This is a genomic window from Citrobacter sp. HN-141 (genome assembly GCF_033341895.1).
Taxonomy (GTDB): domain Bacteria; phylum Pseudomonadota; class Gammaproteobacteria; order Enterobacterales; family Enterobacteriaceae; genus Citrobacter.
Genome location: NZ_JAWPBF010000012.1, coordinates 82,273 through 98,696 on the forward strand (window position 1 = coordinate 82,273; position 16,424 = coordinate 98,696).

The window sequence follows — 16,424 nt, forward strand, 5'->3', positions numbered from 1 at the left end:
GCGGCACAAGGCCTTATCCAGCCTGGAAAAATTAACGCGGAAGGACGTCGTCAGGCAAATTGTAAAGCTGTGCCAGGGTATAAACCTTATCGTTAACACCGGTAAGCGAAACGCGATTCCCCTGTTGCTTGCCCTGGTCAACCAGATGCAACAACAATGCCAGACCACCGGTATCAACCCGGGAAACCTGGCTCAGATCGATGCAGGTTACCCCTTTCATCGCCTCAACGCGTGCATCCCATAACGGATTTAACACGTCCTGATCCAGCTCTCCCGCGAGCATCAGCTTGTCACTTTCACGCGTCCAGGTGAGTGACTGCGTCATTATTTCTTCTCTTCCAGGGTGATTTTCTGCTGAGAGATAGATTTCAGCTGTGCCGTCAGACCATCGATACCTTTCGTGCGCAGCAGGTCGCTCCACTCATTCTGTTTGGTGGTGATCATACTTACGCCTTCGGCAATCATGTCATATGCCTGCCAGTTACCGGTCTGGGAGTTTTTACGCCACTGGAAATCCAGACGTACTGGCGGACGGCCGTTTGGATCGATGATGGTTACGCGGATAGGAACGATGGTCGCATCACCCAGCGGCTGTTCAGGGGCAATCTGATAGGTCTGACCGTGGTACATCGCCAGCGCCTGACCGTAAGCCTGCTTCAGATATTCGCGGAATGCGGCAAAATAGGCGTCACGCTGGGCCGGTGTCGCATCTTTGTAGTAACGGCCCAGCACCAGCGCACCGGCATACTTAACCTGCACATATGGCAGCAGTTCCTGATCAACCACCTGACGCAGATAATCCGGGTTAGAACGGATCTTCGGTTGTTCGTTTTTCAGACGATCGAACGTTTTCTGCGCCGCCTCATTCATCAGTTTATACGGGTTCGTCTGGTCCGCTGCGGTTGCCACGCTAAGTGGGGCAATCACCAGCATAGCCACCATCATCAATCGTTTAAACATACGTCGATTCTCCTGAGATTATTTCGTTGCGCCCGCAGGCGTAGTGGCTTCATTATTGCCTTCAGTTGCGGCTGGCGCATCGCCAGAATTCTTATTGTCATCACCTTTACTGTTACTGTTGTAGAGGAATTGACCAATCATATCTTCCAGCACCATCGCGGATTTCGTGTCCTGAATCGTACTACCATCTTTGAGGATAGACGTTCCCAGCTCAGGATCTTCAAACCCCACGTTTAATGCCAGATACTGCTCACCCAGCAGACCAGAGGTACGGATGCTCAGCGAGCTGGTGTCCGGGATATGGTTAAAGCGCGATTCGATGTCCAGCGTTACGCGTGGCAGGTACGTTTTGGGATCTAACGAGATATCCGAAACTCGCCCCACAACAACCCCACCAATCCGCACGGGAGAGCGCTCTCTCAGACCGCCGATATTATCAAAGGTCGCATAAACCGTGTAGGTTGGTTCAGTACGCATGGAGGTCACATTAGCCGCTTTCAGGCAGACAAATAGCGCCGCCAGCAGCGCAACCAGCAGGAATACCCCAACCCAAATTTCATTTTTTTTCGTTTGCATGAACTCAATTCCCAAACATCAGTGCGGTCAGCACAAAATCCAGCCCCAGAACGGCAAGAGATGCGTGCACAACGGTGCGTGTTGTAGCCCGGCTAATTCCGGCGGAGGTCGGAATCGCATCATAACCATTGAACAATGCAATCCATGTGACCGTAATGGCGAACACCACGCTCTTAATCAAACAGTTGACCAGATCCAGACGCCAGTCGACGGCATTTTGCATAGCCGACCAGAAAAAGCCGGCATCAATCCCCTTCCAGCTAACGCCGACCAGCGAACCACCCCAAATCCCAACCGCGACAAAAATAATCGTCAGCAGCGGCAATGAAATGACACCCGCCCAAAAACGCGGAGAGACCACGCGACGCAGAGGATCAACCGCCATCATTTCCAGGCTGGAAAGCTGCTCGGTTGCCCGCATCAGGCCGATTTCCGCGGTTAACGCCGATCCGGCTCGTCCGGCGAACAGCAGCGCCGCAACAACCGGCCCCAGTTCTCGCAGCAAAGACAGCGCCACCAGCATACCGAGACTGGTTTCTGCGCTGTAGGTTGTCAGGACCAGGTATCCCTGCAATCCCAGCACCATCCCGATGAACACGCCAGAAACAATAATGATCAGCATCGACAGGACACCGACATTATAGAGCTGGCGGATCAGCAGCGGCGCATGTTTGCGAAACTCCGGCTTGCCGACTACCGCATTGAACAACATTAATCCGGCTCGCCCGAACGTCCTGAGGGTTTTTATCCCTCGATGTCCGAGTGATGCCAGCGCATTTAACAACATGGGTGGCTTAACTCCCTGTTTTGAGTAAATCGGTGTGGTAATCGCCCGCCGGGTAGCGGAACGGAACCGGCCCATCGGCAATACCATCGAGGAACTGACGCACGCGCGGATCGGCATTTTCTTGTAATGCCTGAGCACTACCGTAGGCCACTATCTTTTTGTCCGCCATAATATAGGCGTAATCCGCAATACTCAGTACCTCTGGCACATCGTGAGAGACCACCACACAGGTGACGCCCAGCGCGTTGTTCAGCTCTGAAATCAGCTTCACCAGCACGCCCATGGTGATGGGGTCCTGACCGACGAACGGTTCATCAAACATGATGAGATCTGGCTCCAGCGCAATGGCGCGTGCTAATGCCGCACGTCGCGCCATCCCACCGGATAATTCAGAAGGCATGAGTTTTGCCGCACCGCGCAGGCCGACAGCTTCCAGTTTCATCATCACCGTGCTCTTGAGCAACGCCTTGGGCAGCGTCGTATGCTCACGCAGTGGATAAGCGACGTTGTCAAACACGTTCATGTCGGTAAACAGCGCCCCGGACTGAAACAGCATACTCATGCGCTTACGCACGGTGTACAAACGCGAACGAGACATGGCTGGGACGTTTTCGCCGTCAAACAGGATTTCACCCTTATCTGGCGGGATCTGCCCGCCAATCAGACGTAACAGCGTCGTTTTGCCTATGCCTGATGGCCCCATGATCGCCGTCACCTTACCGCGCGGCACCGTCAGGGAAATATTATCAAAGATGCAGCGGTCACCTCGGGAAAAGCTGACATCGCGCATATCGACTAGATTCGCCACAGACTGACCCATTGATTCATCCTTTACTATTGCCTCGTTGATCGAAGAGTTGGCGCTCAATTTAGCCCTGAACCCGACATATTTACAGATTATTGCCTGTCCTGGTTAGCGAAAGCTGGCATTTGTTTTACTTTTTAGCCGCATAAAGTCAAAATTAAGAATTCGTTACGGCTTCCAGAAGATCCTTCACGTGGACCGGCGAGTATACCTGAAGAAAGGACTTTAGATGCTTTTAGCGACGGCACTGTTAATAATTGGTTTACTTCTGGTGGTCTACGGTGCCGACCGTCTGGTATTTGCTGCATCCATTTTATGCCGTACCTTCGGTATCCCCCCCATCATTATTGGAATGACGGTCGTTAGCATCGGCACATCCCTACCTGAGATTATTGTCTCTGTTGCGGCATCAATGAATGGGCAGCTCGATTTAGCCGTCGGGACCGCCATAGGTTCTAACATCACCAACATTCTGCTTATTTTAGGCCTGTCAGCGCTGATTCATCCTTTTACCGTGCATTCTGATGTTCTGCGTCGTGAATTACCGTTAATGTTGCTGGTCAGCATTTTGGCCGCGTCCGTACTGTATGACGGTCAGTTAAGCCGCAGCGATGGCCTGTTTCTTCTGCTTCTGGCCGTGCTATGGCTGCTATTCATTGTTAAAATCGCCCGTCTGGCAGAACGCCAGGGCAATGACAGCCTGACACGTGAGCAGATAGCTGAGCTGCCGCGCGAAGGCGGGTTACCTGTCGCATTTTTGTGGTTGGGCATTGCGCTGATTATCATGCCAATGGCAACACGTATGGTGGTGGATAACGCTACCGTGCTGGCGAACTATTTCGCCATGAGCGAACTTACTATCGGGCTGACAGTGGTCGCCATTGGTACCAGCCTGCCGGAGCTGGCAACGGCGATTGCGGGTCTGCGTAAAGGTGAAAACGATATTGCCGTCGGTAACATTATCGGCGCGAACATTTTTAATATCGTTATCGTCCTCGGGTTACCAGCGTTGATTACGCCGGGTGAAGTCAATCCGATGGCCTTCATCCGTGACTATAGCGTCATGCTGCTGGTGAGCGTAATTTTTGCACTACTCTGCTGGCGACGTCCGCGCCAGATTGGTCGTGGTGCGGGGGCGCTGCTGACCGGCGGTTTTATCATATGGCTGGCGATGCTGTATTGGTTATCGCCACTTCTCGTTGGATAACTGGAAACGCATTATGTCGCACTTAGAGTTGCAACCGGGTTTTGACTTTCAGCAAGCAGGCAAGGAAGTCCTGGCAATTGAACGTGAAGGCCTGGCGGAGCTTGATCAGTACATCAACCAAAATTTTACCCTCGCATGCGAGAAAATATTCAGCTGCCCGGGCAAAGTGGTGGTGATGGGAATGGGGAAATCCGGCCATATCGGGCGGAAAATGGCAGCCACATTTGCCAGCACCGGTACCCCCTCATTTTTTGTACACCCAGGCGAAGCCGCACATGGCGATCTGGGTATGGTCTCGCCACAGGATGTGGTCATCGCCATCTCTAACTCTGGTGAATCCAATGAGATAGCGGCGCTGATCCCAGTATTAAAACGTCTTCATGTACCCCTTATTTGCATGACGGGTCGTCCGGAAAGCAGTATGGCGCGTGCAGCAGATGTCCATCTGTGTGTTAAAGTGCCCAAAGAAGCCTGCCCATTAGGTCTGGCACCGACCAGCAGCACGACCGCAACGCTGGTCATGGGCGATGCGCTTGCCGTTGCGTTACTAAAAGCACGCGGATTCACTGCAGAAGATTTTGCGTTATCGCATCCAGGTGGCGCACTGGGGCGTAAGCTTTTGTTGCGCGTTAACGATATTATGCATACGGGAGACGAAATCCCGCATGTGACTAAAAGCGCCAGCCTGCGTGACGCCTTACTTGAGATCACGCGTAAAAATCTCGGCATGACCGTCATTTGCGATGATGCCATGAAGATTGACGGTATTTTCACCGATGGCGATTTACGTCGTGTCTTCGATATGGGCGTTGATGTACGCCAGTTAGGCATTGCCGATGTGATGACCCCTGGAGGCATTCGCGTGCGTCCAGGGATTCTTGCCGTTGATGCCCTGAACTTAATGCAGTCCCGCCATATCACCTCGGTAATGGTTGCTGATGGCGACCAATTACTGGGTGTGTTACATATGCATGATCTGCTGCGTGCAGGTGTAGTGTAAGAAACTCAAGGATAAAGAAAATGAGTAAAGCAGGTGCGTCGCTTGCGACCTGTTATGGACCCGTCAGTACTGACGTCATCACCAGGGCAGAAAACATCCGTCTGCTGATCCTGGATGTGGATGGCGTACTGTCTGATGGTCTGATTTATATGGGCAACAACGGTGAAGAGCTGAAGGCGTTTAACGTCCGCGATGGCTACGGAATCCGCTGCGCGCTCACTTCCGGTATTGAGGTTGCCATTATTACCGGACGAAAGGCTAAACTTGTAGAAGATCGCTGTGCCACATTAGGGATCACACATCTGTATCAGGGGCAGTCGGACAAACTGGTTGCCTTTGGCGATCTGCTTAGCAAACTGGCGATCGCGCCTGAGAATGTGGCGTATGTTGGCGATGATCTGATCGACTGGCCGGTGATGGCAAAAGTGGGATTAAGCGTAGCGGTAGCGGATGCTCATCCGTTGCTGATCCCGCGGGCCGATTACGTCACCCGCATTGACGGGGGACGCGGCGCAGTGCGCGAAGTCTGCGACTTATTACTCCTGGCACAGGGCAAACTGGATGAGGCCAAAGGGCAATCGATATGAGCAAAACCAGACGTTGGGTTATCATTCTACTGTCGCTGGCTGTCCTTGTGATGATTGGTATTAACCTGACAGACAAAGACGACACAGCCCAGGTTGTCGTTAATAACAACGAGCCAACCTATAAGAGCGAGCATACCGACACCGTCGTGTACAGCCCTGAGGGCGCGCTGAGCTATCATTTGATCGCACAACACGTTGAATATTATTCAGATCAAGCAGTTTCGTGGTTCACCCAACCGGTGTTAACCACGTTTGATAAGGACAAAGTACCGACCTGGTCGATCAAGGCCGATAAGGCCAAGTTGACCAACGATCGGATGCTGTACCTGTATGGCCATGTTGAGGTTAACGCGCTGGTGCCTGACTCTCAACTACGCAGAATTACTACCGATAACGCGCAGATCAACCTTGTGACGCAAGATGTCACTTCCGATGATCTGGTCACGTTGTATGGAACAACATTTAACTCCAGCGGACTGAAGATGCGCGGCAACTTACGCAGCAAGAACGCCGAGCTGATTGAAAAGGTTAGAACCTCATATGAAATCCAAAACAAACAAACTCAGCCTTAATCTTGTGCTTGCCAGCTCACTTCTGGCCGCCAGCATTCCGGCATTCGCCGTCACTGGCGATACCGAGCAGCCGATCCACATTGAATCGGACCAGCAGTCTCTGGATATGCAGGGCAACGTGGTGACGTTTACCGGCAATGTCATCGTGACTCAGGGCACGATCAAAATTAATGCCGATAAGGTTGTCGTCACACGTCCGGGCGGTGAAGACGGTAAAGAAGTGATTGACGGTTATGGCAATCCGGCAACCTTTTACCAGATGCAGGACAATGGTAAACCGGTTAAAGGCCACGCTTCACAGATGCACTATGAGCTGGCAAAAGATTTCGTCGTCCTTACCGGTAAGGCTTATCTGGAACAGCTCGATAGCAACATCACGGGTGATAAGATCACCTATCTGGTAAAAGAACAGAAAATGCAGGCCTTCAGTGAAAAAGGCAAACGCGTCACCACCGTTCTGGTTCCGTCGCAATTGCAGGACAAAAACAAGACCAAGGCTCCGGCAGAGAAAAAAGGTAACTGATTCGTTATGGCAACATTAACTGCAAAGAATCTTGCAAAAGCCTACAAAGGCCGTCGTGTGGTGGAAGATGTCAGCCTGACCGTCAACTCCGGGGAGATCGTCGGTCTGCTCGGTCCTAACGGTGCGGGCAAAACAACAACCTTTTACATGGTAGTCGGCATTGTGCCGCGCGATGCTGGCAACATTATCATTGATGACGAAGATATCAGTCTGTTACCCCTGCATGCACGTGCCCGTCGCGGTATCGGCTACTTACCGCAGGAAGCCTCTATTTTTCGTCGCCTGAGCGTATTTGATAACCTGATGGCGGTACTGCAAATTCGTGACGATCTTTCCAGCGAGCAGCGTGAAGATCGCGCCAATGAGCTGATGGAAGAATTCCATATCGAACATCTGCGTGACAGCCTTGGACAGGCACTCTCCGGTGGGGAACGTCGCCGCGTGGAGATCGCCCGTGCGCTGGCCGCTAATCCAAAATTTATCCTGTTGGATGAACCCTTTGCCGGTGTTGACCCGATTTCCGTCATTGATATCAAACGTATTATTGAACACCTGCGCGACAGCGGGCTTGGCGTGCTGATTACCGACCATAACGTGCGCGAAACACTGGCTGTCTGTGAGCGCGCCTACATTGTGAGCCAGGGACACCTGATCGCACACGGTACGCCGACAGAAATCCTGCAGGACGAGCACGTTAAACGCGTATACCTTGGGGAAGACTTCAGACTCTGATAGGGTAGTAGACTTCACGTCACCGCAGGAGACAACAACTCTGAACATGAAGCAAGGTTTGCAACTCAGGCTTAGCCAACAACTGGCGATGACGCCTCAGCTACAACAGGCTATCCGTCTGTTGCAGTTGTCCACGCTGGAACTTCAGCAAGAACTTCAGCAAGCGCTGGAAAGTAACCCACTGCTCGAGCAAACCGATCTTCACGACGAAATTGATACCCAGGAAAAGCAGGATAGCGAATCCCTCGATACGGCTGATGCACTCGAACAAAAAGAGATGCCGGAAGAGCTACCGCTGGATGCCAGTTGGGATGAGATTTACACCGCAGGGACGCCGTCTGGCACCAGCGGGGATTACATCGACGACGAACTGCCTGTGTATCAGGGTGAAACCACGCAATCGCTGCAAGATTACCTGATGTGGCAGGTGGAGCTGACGCCATTCTCAGATACCGATCGTGCTATTGCCACATCCATTGTGGATGCAGTCGACGAAACGGGCTATCTCACCGTCACGCTGGACGACATTCTCGACAGCATGGGCGATGACGAGGTCGGTATCGATGAAATCGAAGCCGTGCTTAAACGCGTTCAGCGTTTTGATCCCGTTGGCGTGGCGGCAAAAGATCTCCGCGACTGCTTACTGATCCAGCTTTCGCAGTTTGACAAAGCCACACCGTGGTTGGAAGAAGCCAGGCTTATCATCAGCGATCACCTTGATCTGCTCGCCAACCACGACTTCCGCACCCTGATGCGCGTAACCCGACTGAAAGAAGATGTGCTGAAAGAAGCCGTCAATCTTATCCAGTCGCTTGACCCAAGACCTGGACAGTCTATCCAGACCGGTGAACCAGAGTACGTGATCCCGGATGTGCTGGTGCGTAAGCATAACGATCGCTGGGTAGTCGAACTCAACAGTGACAGCATTCCGCGTTTACAGATCAACCAACACTACGCCGCCCTGTGCAATAACGCGCGCAATGATGCTGACAGCCAGTTTATTCGTAGCAACCTGCAGGATGCGAAATGGCTGATTAAAAGTCTGGAAAGCCGCAATGACACGCTATTGCGCGTTAGCCGCTGTATCGTTGAGCAACAGCAAGCCTTCTTTGAGCAAGGCGAAGAGTATATGAAACCGATGGTGCTGGCAGATATCGCCCAGGCCGTCGAGATGCATGAATCGACCATTTCCCGAGTGACCACGCAAAAGTATCTGCACAGTCCGCGCGGCATTTTTGAATTGAAGTATTTCTTCTCCAGTCACGTCAACACTGAAGGCGGAGGCGAAGCCTCTTCTACAGCTATCCGCGCACTGGTGAAGAAATTAATTGCGGCCGAGAACCCTGCGAAACCGCTGAGTGACAGCAAGTTAACCTCTATGCTGTCAGAACAAGGTATCATGGTGGCGCGCCGCACCGTTGCGAAGTACCGAGAGTCTTTATCCATTCCGCCGTCTAACCAGCGCAAACAGCTGGTTTGACCCAACCGATAAGGAAGACACTATGCAGCTCAACATCACTGGAAATAACGTCGAAATCACTGAGGCCCTGCGCGACTTTGTCACCACAAAGTTTGCCAAGCTTGAACAATATTTCGACCGGATTAATCAGGTCTATATTGTGTTGAAAGTGGAGAAGGTCACACACATCTTGGATGCAACACTGCATGTGAACGGTGGCGAAATTCATGCCAGCGCGGAAGGTCAGGATATGTACGCCGCCATTGACGGTTTAATTGATAAACTGGCTCGCCAGTTAACAAAACATAAAGATAAACTGAAACAGCACTAACTTGTCCGGGCAGTTAGCGGGTGCAGGACGGCCTGTTGTGCAGCACAACGGGCCATTTGTACAGTTAGCGCTTAGGTGAAATTATGACAAATAACGATACGACTCTACAACTGAGCAATGTTCTTAACCAGGAATGTACGCGCGCGGCCGTTCACTGCCAAAGCAAGAAACGCGCACTGGAAATCATCAGTGAACTGGCGGCAAAACAACTCAGCTTGCCTCCTCAGGTGGTATTTGAAGCCATTCTGACGCGTGAAAAAATGGGCAGTACCGGTATTGGCAATGGTATTGCCATTCCGCATGGAAAGCTGGAAGAAGACACCCTGCGTGCGGTTGGTGTATTTGTTCAACTTGAAACGCCAATCGCGTTCGATGCCATTGATAATCAGCCAGTCGATCTGCTTTTCGCCCTGCTGGTCCCGGCGGACCAAACCAAGACGCATTTGCATACGTTGTCACTGGTCGCAAAACGTCTGGCAGATAAAACTATCTGTCGTCGCCTGCGCGCCGCGCAGAGTGACCAGGAGTTGTATCAAATCATCACTGACACCGAAGGTGGGCAGGATGAAGCATAACAACCCAATGGCATCCTTTTCTGTCGTTGTGAGGAGAAACAGTACATGGTACTGATGATCGTCAGCGGTCGTTCAGGGTCAGGTAAGTCTGTCGCCCTGCGTGCGCTGGAAGATATGGGTTTTTACTGCGTGGATAACCTTCCCGTCGTGTTGTTGCCCGAACTGGCTCGAACCCTCGCCGATCGCCAGATATCTGCGGCTGTCAGCATTGATGTGCGCAACATGCCCGAGTCCCCAGAGATTTTTGAGCAGGCCATGAGTAACCTGCCCGAAGGCTTCTCACCGCAACTGCTGTTCCTTGATGCCGACCGTAACACGCTGATTCGCCGCTACAGCGATACGCGCCGTTTACACCCGCTGTCCAGCAAGAACTTGTCTCTGGAAAGCGCTATCGATAAAGAAAGCGATTTACTGGAGCCGTTGCGTTCGCGCGCTGACCTGATCGTAGACACCTCTGAAATGTCTGTGCACGAGCTGGCGGAAATGTTACGTACCCGACTGCTGGGCAAACGTGAACGTGAATTAACGATGGTATTTGAGTCCTTTGGCTTTAAACACGGAATCCCTATTGATGCGGATTACGTCTTTGATGTCCGCTTCCTGCCTAACCCGCACTGGGATCCAAAGCTACGTCCGATGACCGGTCTGGACAGGCCCGTCGCAGCCTTCCTCGACAGACACACAGAAGTACACAATTTTATCTACCAGACTCGCAGCTATCTTGAGCTATGGTTACCCATGCTGGAGACTAACAACCGCAGCTACCTTACCGTAGCCATCGGCTGTACCGGCGGGAAACACCGTTCGGTGTATATTGCAGAGCAACTGGCAGACTACTTCCGCTCACGCGGTAAAAACGTGCAGTCACGCCATCGTACGCTGGAAAAACGCAAATCATGACCGTGAAGCAAACTGTTGAAATCACGAATAAGCTGGGCATGCATGCCCGGCCGGCAATGAAACTGTTTGAGCTAATGCAGGGTTTTGAAGCAGAAGTTCTGCTGCGTAATGATGAAGGAACGGAAGCCGAGGCAAACAGCGTTATCGCTCTGCTGATGCTGGATTCCGCCAAAGGACGCCAGATAGAAGTTGAAGCCACGGGTCCGCAAGAAGTTGAGGCCCTGGCCGCGGTAATTGCCCTGTTTAATTCAGGGTTTGACGAAGATTAGTCGAGTACACAGAACGTAGCCAGTAGGCCGGATAAGGCGTTTACGCCGCATCCGGCAATAACTACGCTAATACAACTTATTTTCACGCATAAACGACTCACCGCCCAGCTGGCGCATTTGGCGCATGATCCACGCCTGACGACTGCGCACATAGCCGGAAGGCGCACTCGCCTTAAAACGTAACGGATTGGGCAGAACCGCCGCCAGCAATGCCGCTTCAGACGGGCTAAGACGGCTGGCGGGTTTATGGAAATAGCGCTGTGATGCAGCCTCTACACCGAATACTCCATCGCCAAACTCCGCAATATTCAAATAAACCGTCAGGATGTGCTTCTTGCTCCAGACTGTTTCTATCCCCAGCGTTAACCCGGCCTCGAGCCCTTTGCGCACCCAGCTACGCCCATCCCACAAAAAGAGGTTTTTTGCCGTTTGTTGCGATAACGTCGAGGCGCCCCGAATACGGTTTTCATTACGTTCGTTATGCGCCAGCGCTTTCTCTATCGCAGAGACATCAAATCCCCAGTGGTCGGGAAATTTCTGGTCCTCAGCGGCAATGACCGCCAGCCCCATCCATGGTGATATTTCATCCATACTGACCCAGTCAGAATGCGCCACATAGCCGAAATCACCCTGTATCCAGGCACCAAGCTGCCGCTCAATCATGACCGCCGAGAAAGGAACGGGCATCACGCTGAAGAGCGCTATCCCTCCACCCCAAAACACGGCGAGGACAATAACTACCCGCAGAAATAGACGTCGCAGAAAGGCGGTAGCCCCTTTTCTCATTCAGCCAGTACCAAAACACGTGAGACCAGTTTGTCGATCCCACTCGCCGCCTGGGCGATATCCTGTGCCAGCATGTAAGCAGGCGTGGTAACAACTTTATTATCTTCATCAACCACAATGTCATCGACCGGGCAAGGCACATGTTCAGCGCCCATCTCTTCCAGCACTTCCGCTGTATCAATGTCAGTGCCAATGGTCAGACGCAGCGGGAAGTCAAAAATCTTAGGTAACATAGCAGGAGCAATACACATGAATCCCAGGGGCTTACCGGCCTGATGCAGTGCCTTCGCCAGCGCGGCTAAGTCGCTATCAACCCGACATTCACTGCCCTGGCTGGCAAAATTGCTCAGATTTTTTGCTGCGCCAAACCCACCAGGCACAATTAGCGCATCCAGCTCCGTTGCAACCGCCCGGGCCAGGGGGCGAATATCACCACGCGTAATACGCGCAGCTTCAATCAGGACATTGCGCGTTTCCGGCATCGGCTCGCCCGTCAGATGATTAATCACATCCGCCTGCTGTTTATCTGGCGCAAAGCAGATAGCCTGAGCGCCATTACGGGCAATAGCCAGCAGCGTGAGTACGGCTTCGTGGATTTCTGCACCGTCATACACGCCACATCCGCTGAGCACTACGCCAACTTTTTTCATCGTGATACTCCTTTCGCAACTGACTGAAGCATATTAATAATTCTGATTAGAATGCCACGCTTCACACATTTAACTGATTCATGTAACAAATTATTTAAGATTTGCTATCTTAACTGCGTGCGGCCTGAAAATTAGGGCTGCGCCCTTGTAAACAATGATAATAATTTACGGCGCAGCCACGATTTCCCTGGTGTTGGCGCAGTATTCGCGCACCCCGGTCAAGCCGGGGTCATTTTTTTTCCACGCTCGCAACCCAAGCTCTTAATACCGCCACGTCGTGCTGCCACTCCTGCTTCATCTCTTCAATCCATTCAGCCACGTTATCTTCCCAGGCAGGAAGGTCGGGTGATTGAATTTGCTGACCCAACTGTTGCAGGTGGCGCAGACCGACAGATCCGGCTGCACCTTTAATTTTATGGCCTTCCTCAACCACGCCTTTTTTATCACGGGCAGTCAGATTAGACTCCAGCACGCTCAAATATCCCGGCATCATTTTCTCAAACACCGCCAGACCGTCGGTGATCAACTTCGGCCCGACCAGTTCGAGGTATTGTTCCAACATGGGAATATCTAACAGCGCTTGCGATTTACTGCTTTCTTCAGACGTCACAGTGCTCTCCTCTTCGTTTCGGGTATCCCAGTATTTTTTGATCATGGCGGTTAACGCCGGAACTGACAGCGGCTTACTCAGCACGTCGTCCATTCCTGCATCCAGATATTCTTTTTTATCTTTCAGTACGTTGGCGGTGAGAGCCACCAGCGGTGGGAGATCCTCGCGCGCATATTTTTGCGTCAGCTCGCGGGAGATATCGAGCCCAGTCATATCCGGTAGCTGAATATCCAGCAGCACCAGGTCATATTCACCCGGTTTGAACATGTCCAGCGCGGCCTGCCCGGTCATCGCGACATCCACGCTATTGCCCAGCTTTTCCAGCACCGAACGCGCAACAATAACGTTCAGTTCAATGTCTTCCACCAGCAGCACATTCAGGGCTGGTAACGGCATTTCATCGTCTTCAAAAGCATCTTCAATCTCTTCCGCTACGGCAGGAGCATGCACGGTTAGCGTAAAGATAGAGCCTTTTCCAGCCTGGCTGGAAACCGTAATATCACCGCCCATATTTTTCGCCAGACGCTTCGATACGGCCAGTCCAATGCCGGTTCCCGTTGCCGGTTTACCACCATGGCTGTCCTTCACCTGATAGTACATGGCGAAAATTTTATCCTGCTCATCCTGTGGAATACCGATCCCGGAATCCTCCACCTCAAAATGCAGTATGTCTCCCTCGTCATAGCGCGCCCGCACGGTCACCTGCCCTTGCTGGGTGAATTTCACGGCATTGCTGATCAGATTCCACAGAATTTGACGCAGACGCGTTCCGTCGGTGATGACCTTATGTGGCAGCGGTAGCGTCGGCTCAAGAACAAAGCGCAATCCTTTTTGTTGCGCCTGCAAGCCAGAGAGGTTTTCCAGATCCGCCATAAAGCTGGTGAAATCGATTGGCTGGTTATCGAGCTGGACTTTGCGCCGCTCCATCTTATCCATATCGATAATATCGTTGAAAATGTTCCCCAGCGTCACGGCAGAGACGTGGATAGTTTTGAGGTATTTTTCCTGTTCCGCGGTTAAATCTGTATCCAACAGGATCCGACTTAAACCGACGATACCGTTAAGCGGCGTACGCAGTTCATGGCTGATCGTAGAGATAAAGGTGGTCTTGTCACGGCTGGCGCGCTCAAGAGCGTCCTGATAGCGCTTACGCTCGGTAATATCACGACCAAAGCCCATCAGACCGTGTCGCTTCCCGACGCGGTCGTAGTAAGGCACTTTACGGATCTCAAAGCAGGCTTTGCGCCCGTCCGGATAGTCGAGCCATTGCTCATAGGTCAGTGAAACGTTATGGCGGAAGACCTTCTCGTCGGTTTCAATAACTTTTTCCGCCGCTTCTGGCGAATACACATCAGCCGGTTTTAGATTCACCAGTTGCTTTTCGCTCTTACCGGTCAGCAGCTCCATAGCACGGTTACAGCCGGAAAACTCTTTATCTTCATTACGATAAAAAACCAGATCCGGTGAAGCATCAAGGAAAGAACGTAAAAATGAAGATTGCTGTTCAAGCTGGATCTGCGCTTCTTCACGCTCTTTGATTTCGACCTTCAGTTGTTCAAACGTCTCCTGCCGCTCCGCTTCCGCCTTTTCACGTTCGACAATCTCCTGGTTAAGCTGCGCAATATTGTCCTTCAACTGCACGTTAAGTTTGAGATCGCGCTCGCGCATCTCTTCCAGCTTCTGTACCAGTCGTGACAGACGTTGCCGGGACTCCTCCAGTTGTTCAACCACCACCGACAGGAAGTAGACGGCCCAGGGGGTAATTAACAGGCCAAAAAAGATAGAACGGATGACATCAATGCTTTCTACCTGGCCATGCAGCACCATGGTGACAGCCATCTGCACCACAATTGCCAACACAACCAAAGCCAGCGCCAACAGCAGCGAAAAACGCACCAGACCTAACTTCATCATTAGGTCGACATAGTATTGCGCCAGCATACGAATTTGCTTCATAGAGGGTTCCTTCACGACAACTTGGCACAATAATACTCAATTCTCAGCGTGACGTTGAAGATTGTGCAAGAAATGCGGAGGTTATCGGTGAAATGACCGAGGAGTGGTTCATCGCGGCCTGATAAGCCAGACACCATCAGGCAAGCAGGCGCAGATTGCCGGATGTCGCTTCGCTAATCCGGCCTACGACCCACAATAGGTTAGCACCCCGGCTGAATCCACGGCGTACCCAGCGCCGAGCCTTGCACGCCGTGCTCGTTAAGGTACTTATCCAGTTCGACCATCCCGGTCCAGCGGTTTTCACACCATAGCGGTGCCAACAGCGTTGGGCGGCGCGCGCTGGCGGAAATACGGTGATAAATCACCTCGGGTGGCGTATGGCGAATCATCTCACCTGCGGTGACCGTGTACGCATCCAGTTCGATGCCGTGCAACCGTCCGGCCTCCCAAGCTTTCGCCATCGTACTGCCCTTCACGATATGCAGCGGATGCAGCTTAATACCGTCGACGCCTGTCTCGACCACGCGTTCCATCGTTTGCAGGCATTCCTCCTGCCCTTCTCCCGGCAAACCGACAATAAGGTGTGAACACACTTTCAGCCCACGCTCCCGTGCCAGTTGGGTGGTACGCTGATAGCAGGCAAAATCATGCCCACGATTAATGCGATGCAACGTCTTGTCATGGGCCGTTTGCAAACCCAGTTCCAGCCACACTTCGTAGCCCTGATCCTTATATTCGCATAGCAGATCGAGCACGGCATCCGGCACACAGTCAGGGCGCGTGCCAACACACAGCCCGACGATGCTGGCCTGACTGACCGCCTGTTGGTACATCGAACGCAGCACCTGTACTTCCGCAAAGGTACTGGTATAAGCCTGAAAATAGGCCAGATAACGCTTCGCGCGATTCACTAACTGCGCCTGATGCTCAAGCTGTTCAGCGATAGAATGATGCTGCTGCGCTTCGTCAGCAAAGGAGGCGACATTACAGAAGGTACATCCGCCACGTCCAATGGTGCCATCGCGATTTGGGCAGCTAAACCCGCCGTGCAGCGTGAGTTTATGAACCTTTTGCCCATAACGGCGAGAAAGATCCCCACCAAACATATTGACTAATTTCTGTAACTGCATAATCTGATA

The 16,424-nt window shown here is 52.2% G+C and carries 20 protein-coding genes; 11 read left to right on the forward strand and 9 right to left on the reverse strand.

Translation table 11 applies throughout. The features are described 5' to 3' along the window. Positions 1-31: 31 nt before the first annotated feature. From mlaB to mlaF, 5 genes are read right to left on the reverse strand one after another with little or no spacing between them, the layout of a single operon-like run. Entirely contained in the window at positions 32-325 is a 294-nt protein-coding gene (gene mlaB / locus RYZ59_RS15745) for a lipid asymmetry maintenance protein MlaB (RefSeq protein ID WP_318049287.1), read from the reverse strand. Further along, positions 325-960, reverse strand: coding sequence for a phospholipid-binding protein MlaC (gene mlaC / locus RYZ59_RS15750; RefSeq protein ID WP_040234134.1), 636 nt, complete (start codon positions 958-960; stop codon positions 325-327). The genes mlaB and mlaC overlap by 1 nt, the downstream gene beginning before the upstream one ends. A gap of 18 nt (positions 961-978) precedes the next feature. Then, positions 979-1,536, reverse strand: a complete 558-nt coding sequence (mlaD, locus tag RYZ59_RS15755) for an outer membrane lipid asymmetry maintenance protein MlaD (RefSeq protein ID WP_048213507.1) — start codon at positions 1,534-1,536, stop codon at positions 979-981. Between the two features lie 4 nt (positions 1,537-1,540). Continuing rightward, positions 1,541-2,323, reverse strand: coding sequence for a lipid asymmetry maintenance ABC transporter permease subunit MlaE (gene mlaE / locus RYZ59_RS15760; RefSeq protein WP_048213419.1), 783 nt, complete (start codon positions 2,321-2,323; stop codon positions 1,541-1,543). 7 nt (positions 2,324-2,330) lie between these two features. Then, on the reverse strand, positions 2,331-3,143 hold the full coding sequence (mlaF, locus tag RYZ59_RS15765) for a phospholipid ABC transporter ATP-binding protein MlaF (protein WP_048213420.1): 813 nt from the start codon (positions 3,141-3,143) through the stop codon (positions 2,331-2,333). 214 nt (positions 3,144-3,357) lie between these two features. On the opposite strand from mlaF, the gene RYZ59_RS15770 reads away from it, so the two are divergent. The 11 genes from RYZ59_RS15770 to npr all read left to right on the forward strand — a co-directional run bounded on the left by RYZ59_RS15770 (position 3,358) and on the right by npr (position 11,283). After that, on the forward strand, positions 3,358-4,335 hold the full coding sequence (locus RYZ59_RS15770; RefSeq protein WP_318049283.1) for a calcium/sodium antiporter: 978 nt from the start codon (positions 3,358-3,360) through the stop codon (positions 4,333-4,335). A 13-nt stretch (positions 4,336-4,348) separates the two neighbouring features. Then, positions 4,349-5,335, forward strand: coding sequence for an arabinose-5-phosphate isomerase KdsD (kdsD, locus tag RYZ59_RS15775; protein WP_043017798.1), 987 nt, complete (start codon positions 4,349-4,351; stop codon positions 5,333-5,335). Between the two features lie 20 nt (positions 5,336-5,355). Beyond that, positions 5,356-5,922, forward strand: coding sequence for a 3-deoxy-manno-octulosonate-8-phosphatase KdsC (gene kdsC / locus RYZ59_RS15780; RefSeq protein ID WP_005121322.1), 567 nt, complete (start codon positions 5,356-5,358; stop codon positions 5,920-5,922). After that, positions 5,919-6,494 (forward strand): LPS export ABC transporter periplasmic protein LptC, encoded by a 576-nt coding sequence (lptC, locus tag RYZ59_RS15785; RefSeq protein WP_202037630.1) that lies wholly within the window; start codon positions 5,919-5,921, stop codon positions 6,492-6,494. Before kdsC ends, lptC begins: the two co-directional genes overlap by 4 nt. Further along, the gene (gene lptA, locus RYZ59_RS15790) at positions 6,463-7,017 is read left to right on the forward strand and encodes a lipopolysaccharide ABC transporter substrate-binding protein LptA (RefSeq protein ID WP_040234136.1); all 555 of its coding nucleotides are present in this window, start codon (positions 6,463-6,465) and stop codon (positions 7,015-7,017) included. The genes lptC and lptA overlap by 32 nt, the downstream gene beginning before the upstream one ends. A gap of 6 nt (positions 7,018-7,023) precedes the next feature. Further along, positions 7,024-7,749, forward strand: coding sequence for an LPS export ABC transporter ATP-binding protein (gene lptB / locus RYZ59_RS15795; RefSeq protein ID WP_048213425.1), 726 nt, complete (start codon positions 7,024-7,026; stop codon positions 7,747-7,749). A gap of 46 nt (positions 7,750-7,795) precedes the next feature. Next, positions 7,796-9,229 carry an RNA polymerase factor sigma-54 gene (gene rpoN, locus RYZ59_RS15800; RefSeq protein ID WP_137382436.1) on the forward strand — a complete coding sequence of 478 codons (1,434 nt, stop codon included), beginning with the start codon at positions 7,796-7,798 and terminating at the stop codon, positions 9,227-9,229. A 22-nt stretch (positions 9,230-9,251) separates the two neighbouring features. Next, positions 9,252-9,539, forward strand: coding sequence for a ribosome hibernation promoting factor (gene hpf, locus RYZ59_RS15805; protein WP_318049280.1), 288 nt, complete (start codon positions 9,252-9,254; stop codon positions 9,537-9,539). An 83-nt stretch (positions 9,540-9,622) separates the two neighbouring features. After that, the gene (gene ptsN, locus RYZ59_RS15810) at positions 9,623-10,114 is read left to right on the forward strand and encodes a PTS IIA-like nitrogen regulatory protein PtsN (protein WP_048213427.1); all 492 of its coding nucleotides are present in this window, start codon (positions 9,623-9,625) and stop codon (positions 10,112-10,114) included. 45 nt (positions 10,115-10,159) lie between these two features. After that, positions 10,160-11,014, forward strand: coding sequence for an RNase adapter RapZ (gene rapZ, locus RYZ59_RS15815; RefSeq protein ID WP_048213428.1), 855 nt, complete (start codon positions 10,160-10,162; stop codon positions 11,012-11,014). Continuing rightward, on the forward strand, positions 11,011-11,283 hold the full coding sequence (npr, locus tag RYZ59_RS15820; protein ID WP_003828770.1) for a PTS phosphocarrier protein NPr: 273 nt from the start codon (positions 11,011-11,013) through the stop codon (positions 11,281-11,283). The genes rapZ and npr overlap by 4 nt, the downstream gene beginning before the upstream one ends. A gap of 66 nt (positions 11,284-11,349) precedes the next feature. Here npr and mtgA read toward each other — a convergent pair whose 3' ends face one another. The 4 genes from mtgA to RYZ59_RS15840 form a co-directional block, all read right to left on the reverse strand. After that, positions 11,350-12,069 (reverse strand): monofunctional biosynthetic peptidoglycan transglycosylase, encoded by a 720-nt coding sequence (mtgA, locus tag RYZ59_RS15825; RefSeq protein WP_318049276.1) that lies wholly within the window; start codon positions 12,067-12,069, stop codon positions 11,350-11,352. Further along, entirely contained in the window at positions 12,066-12,719 is a 654-nt protein-coding gene (gene elbB, locus RYZ59_RS15830) for an isoprenoid biosynthesis glyoxalase ElbB (protein ID WP_318049275.1), read from the reverse strand. Before elbB ends, mtgA begins: the two co-directional genes overlap by 4 nt. Positions 12,720-12,948: 229 nt before the next feature. After that, on the reverse strand, positions 12,949-15,285 hold the full coding sequence (gene arcB / locus RYZ59_RS15835) for an aerobic respiration two-component sensor histidine kinase ArcB (protein WP_137382439.1): 2,337 nt from the start codon (positions 15,283-15,285) through the stop codon (positions 12,949-12,951). Between the two features lie 200 nt (positions 15,286-15,485). Next, positions 15,486-16,415: a TIGR01212 family radical SAM protein gene (locus tag RYZ59_RS15840; RefSeq protein WP_137382440.1), complete on the reverse strand. Its 930-nt coding sequence runs from the start codon at positions 16,413-16,415 to the stop codon at positions 15,486-15,488. Positions 16,416-16,424: the final 9 nt, after the last annotated feature.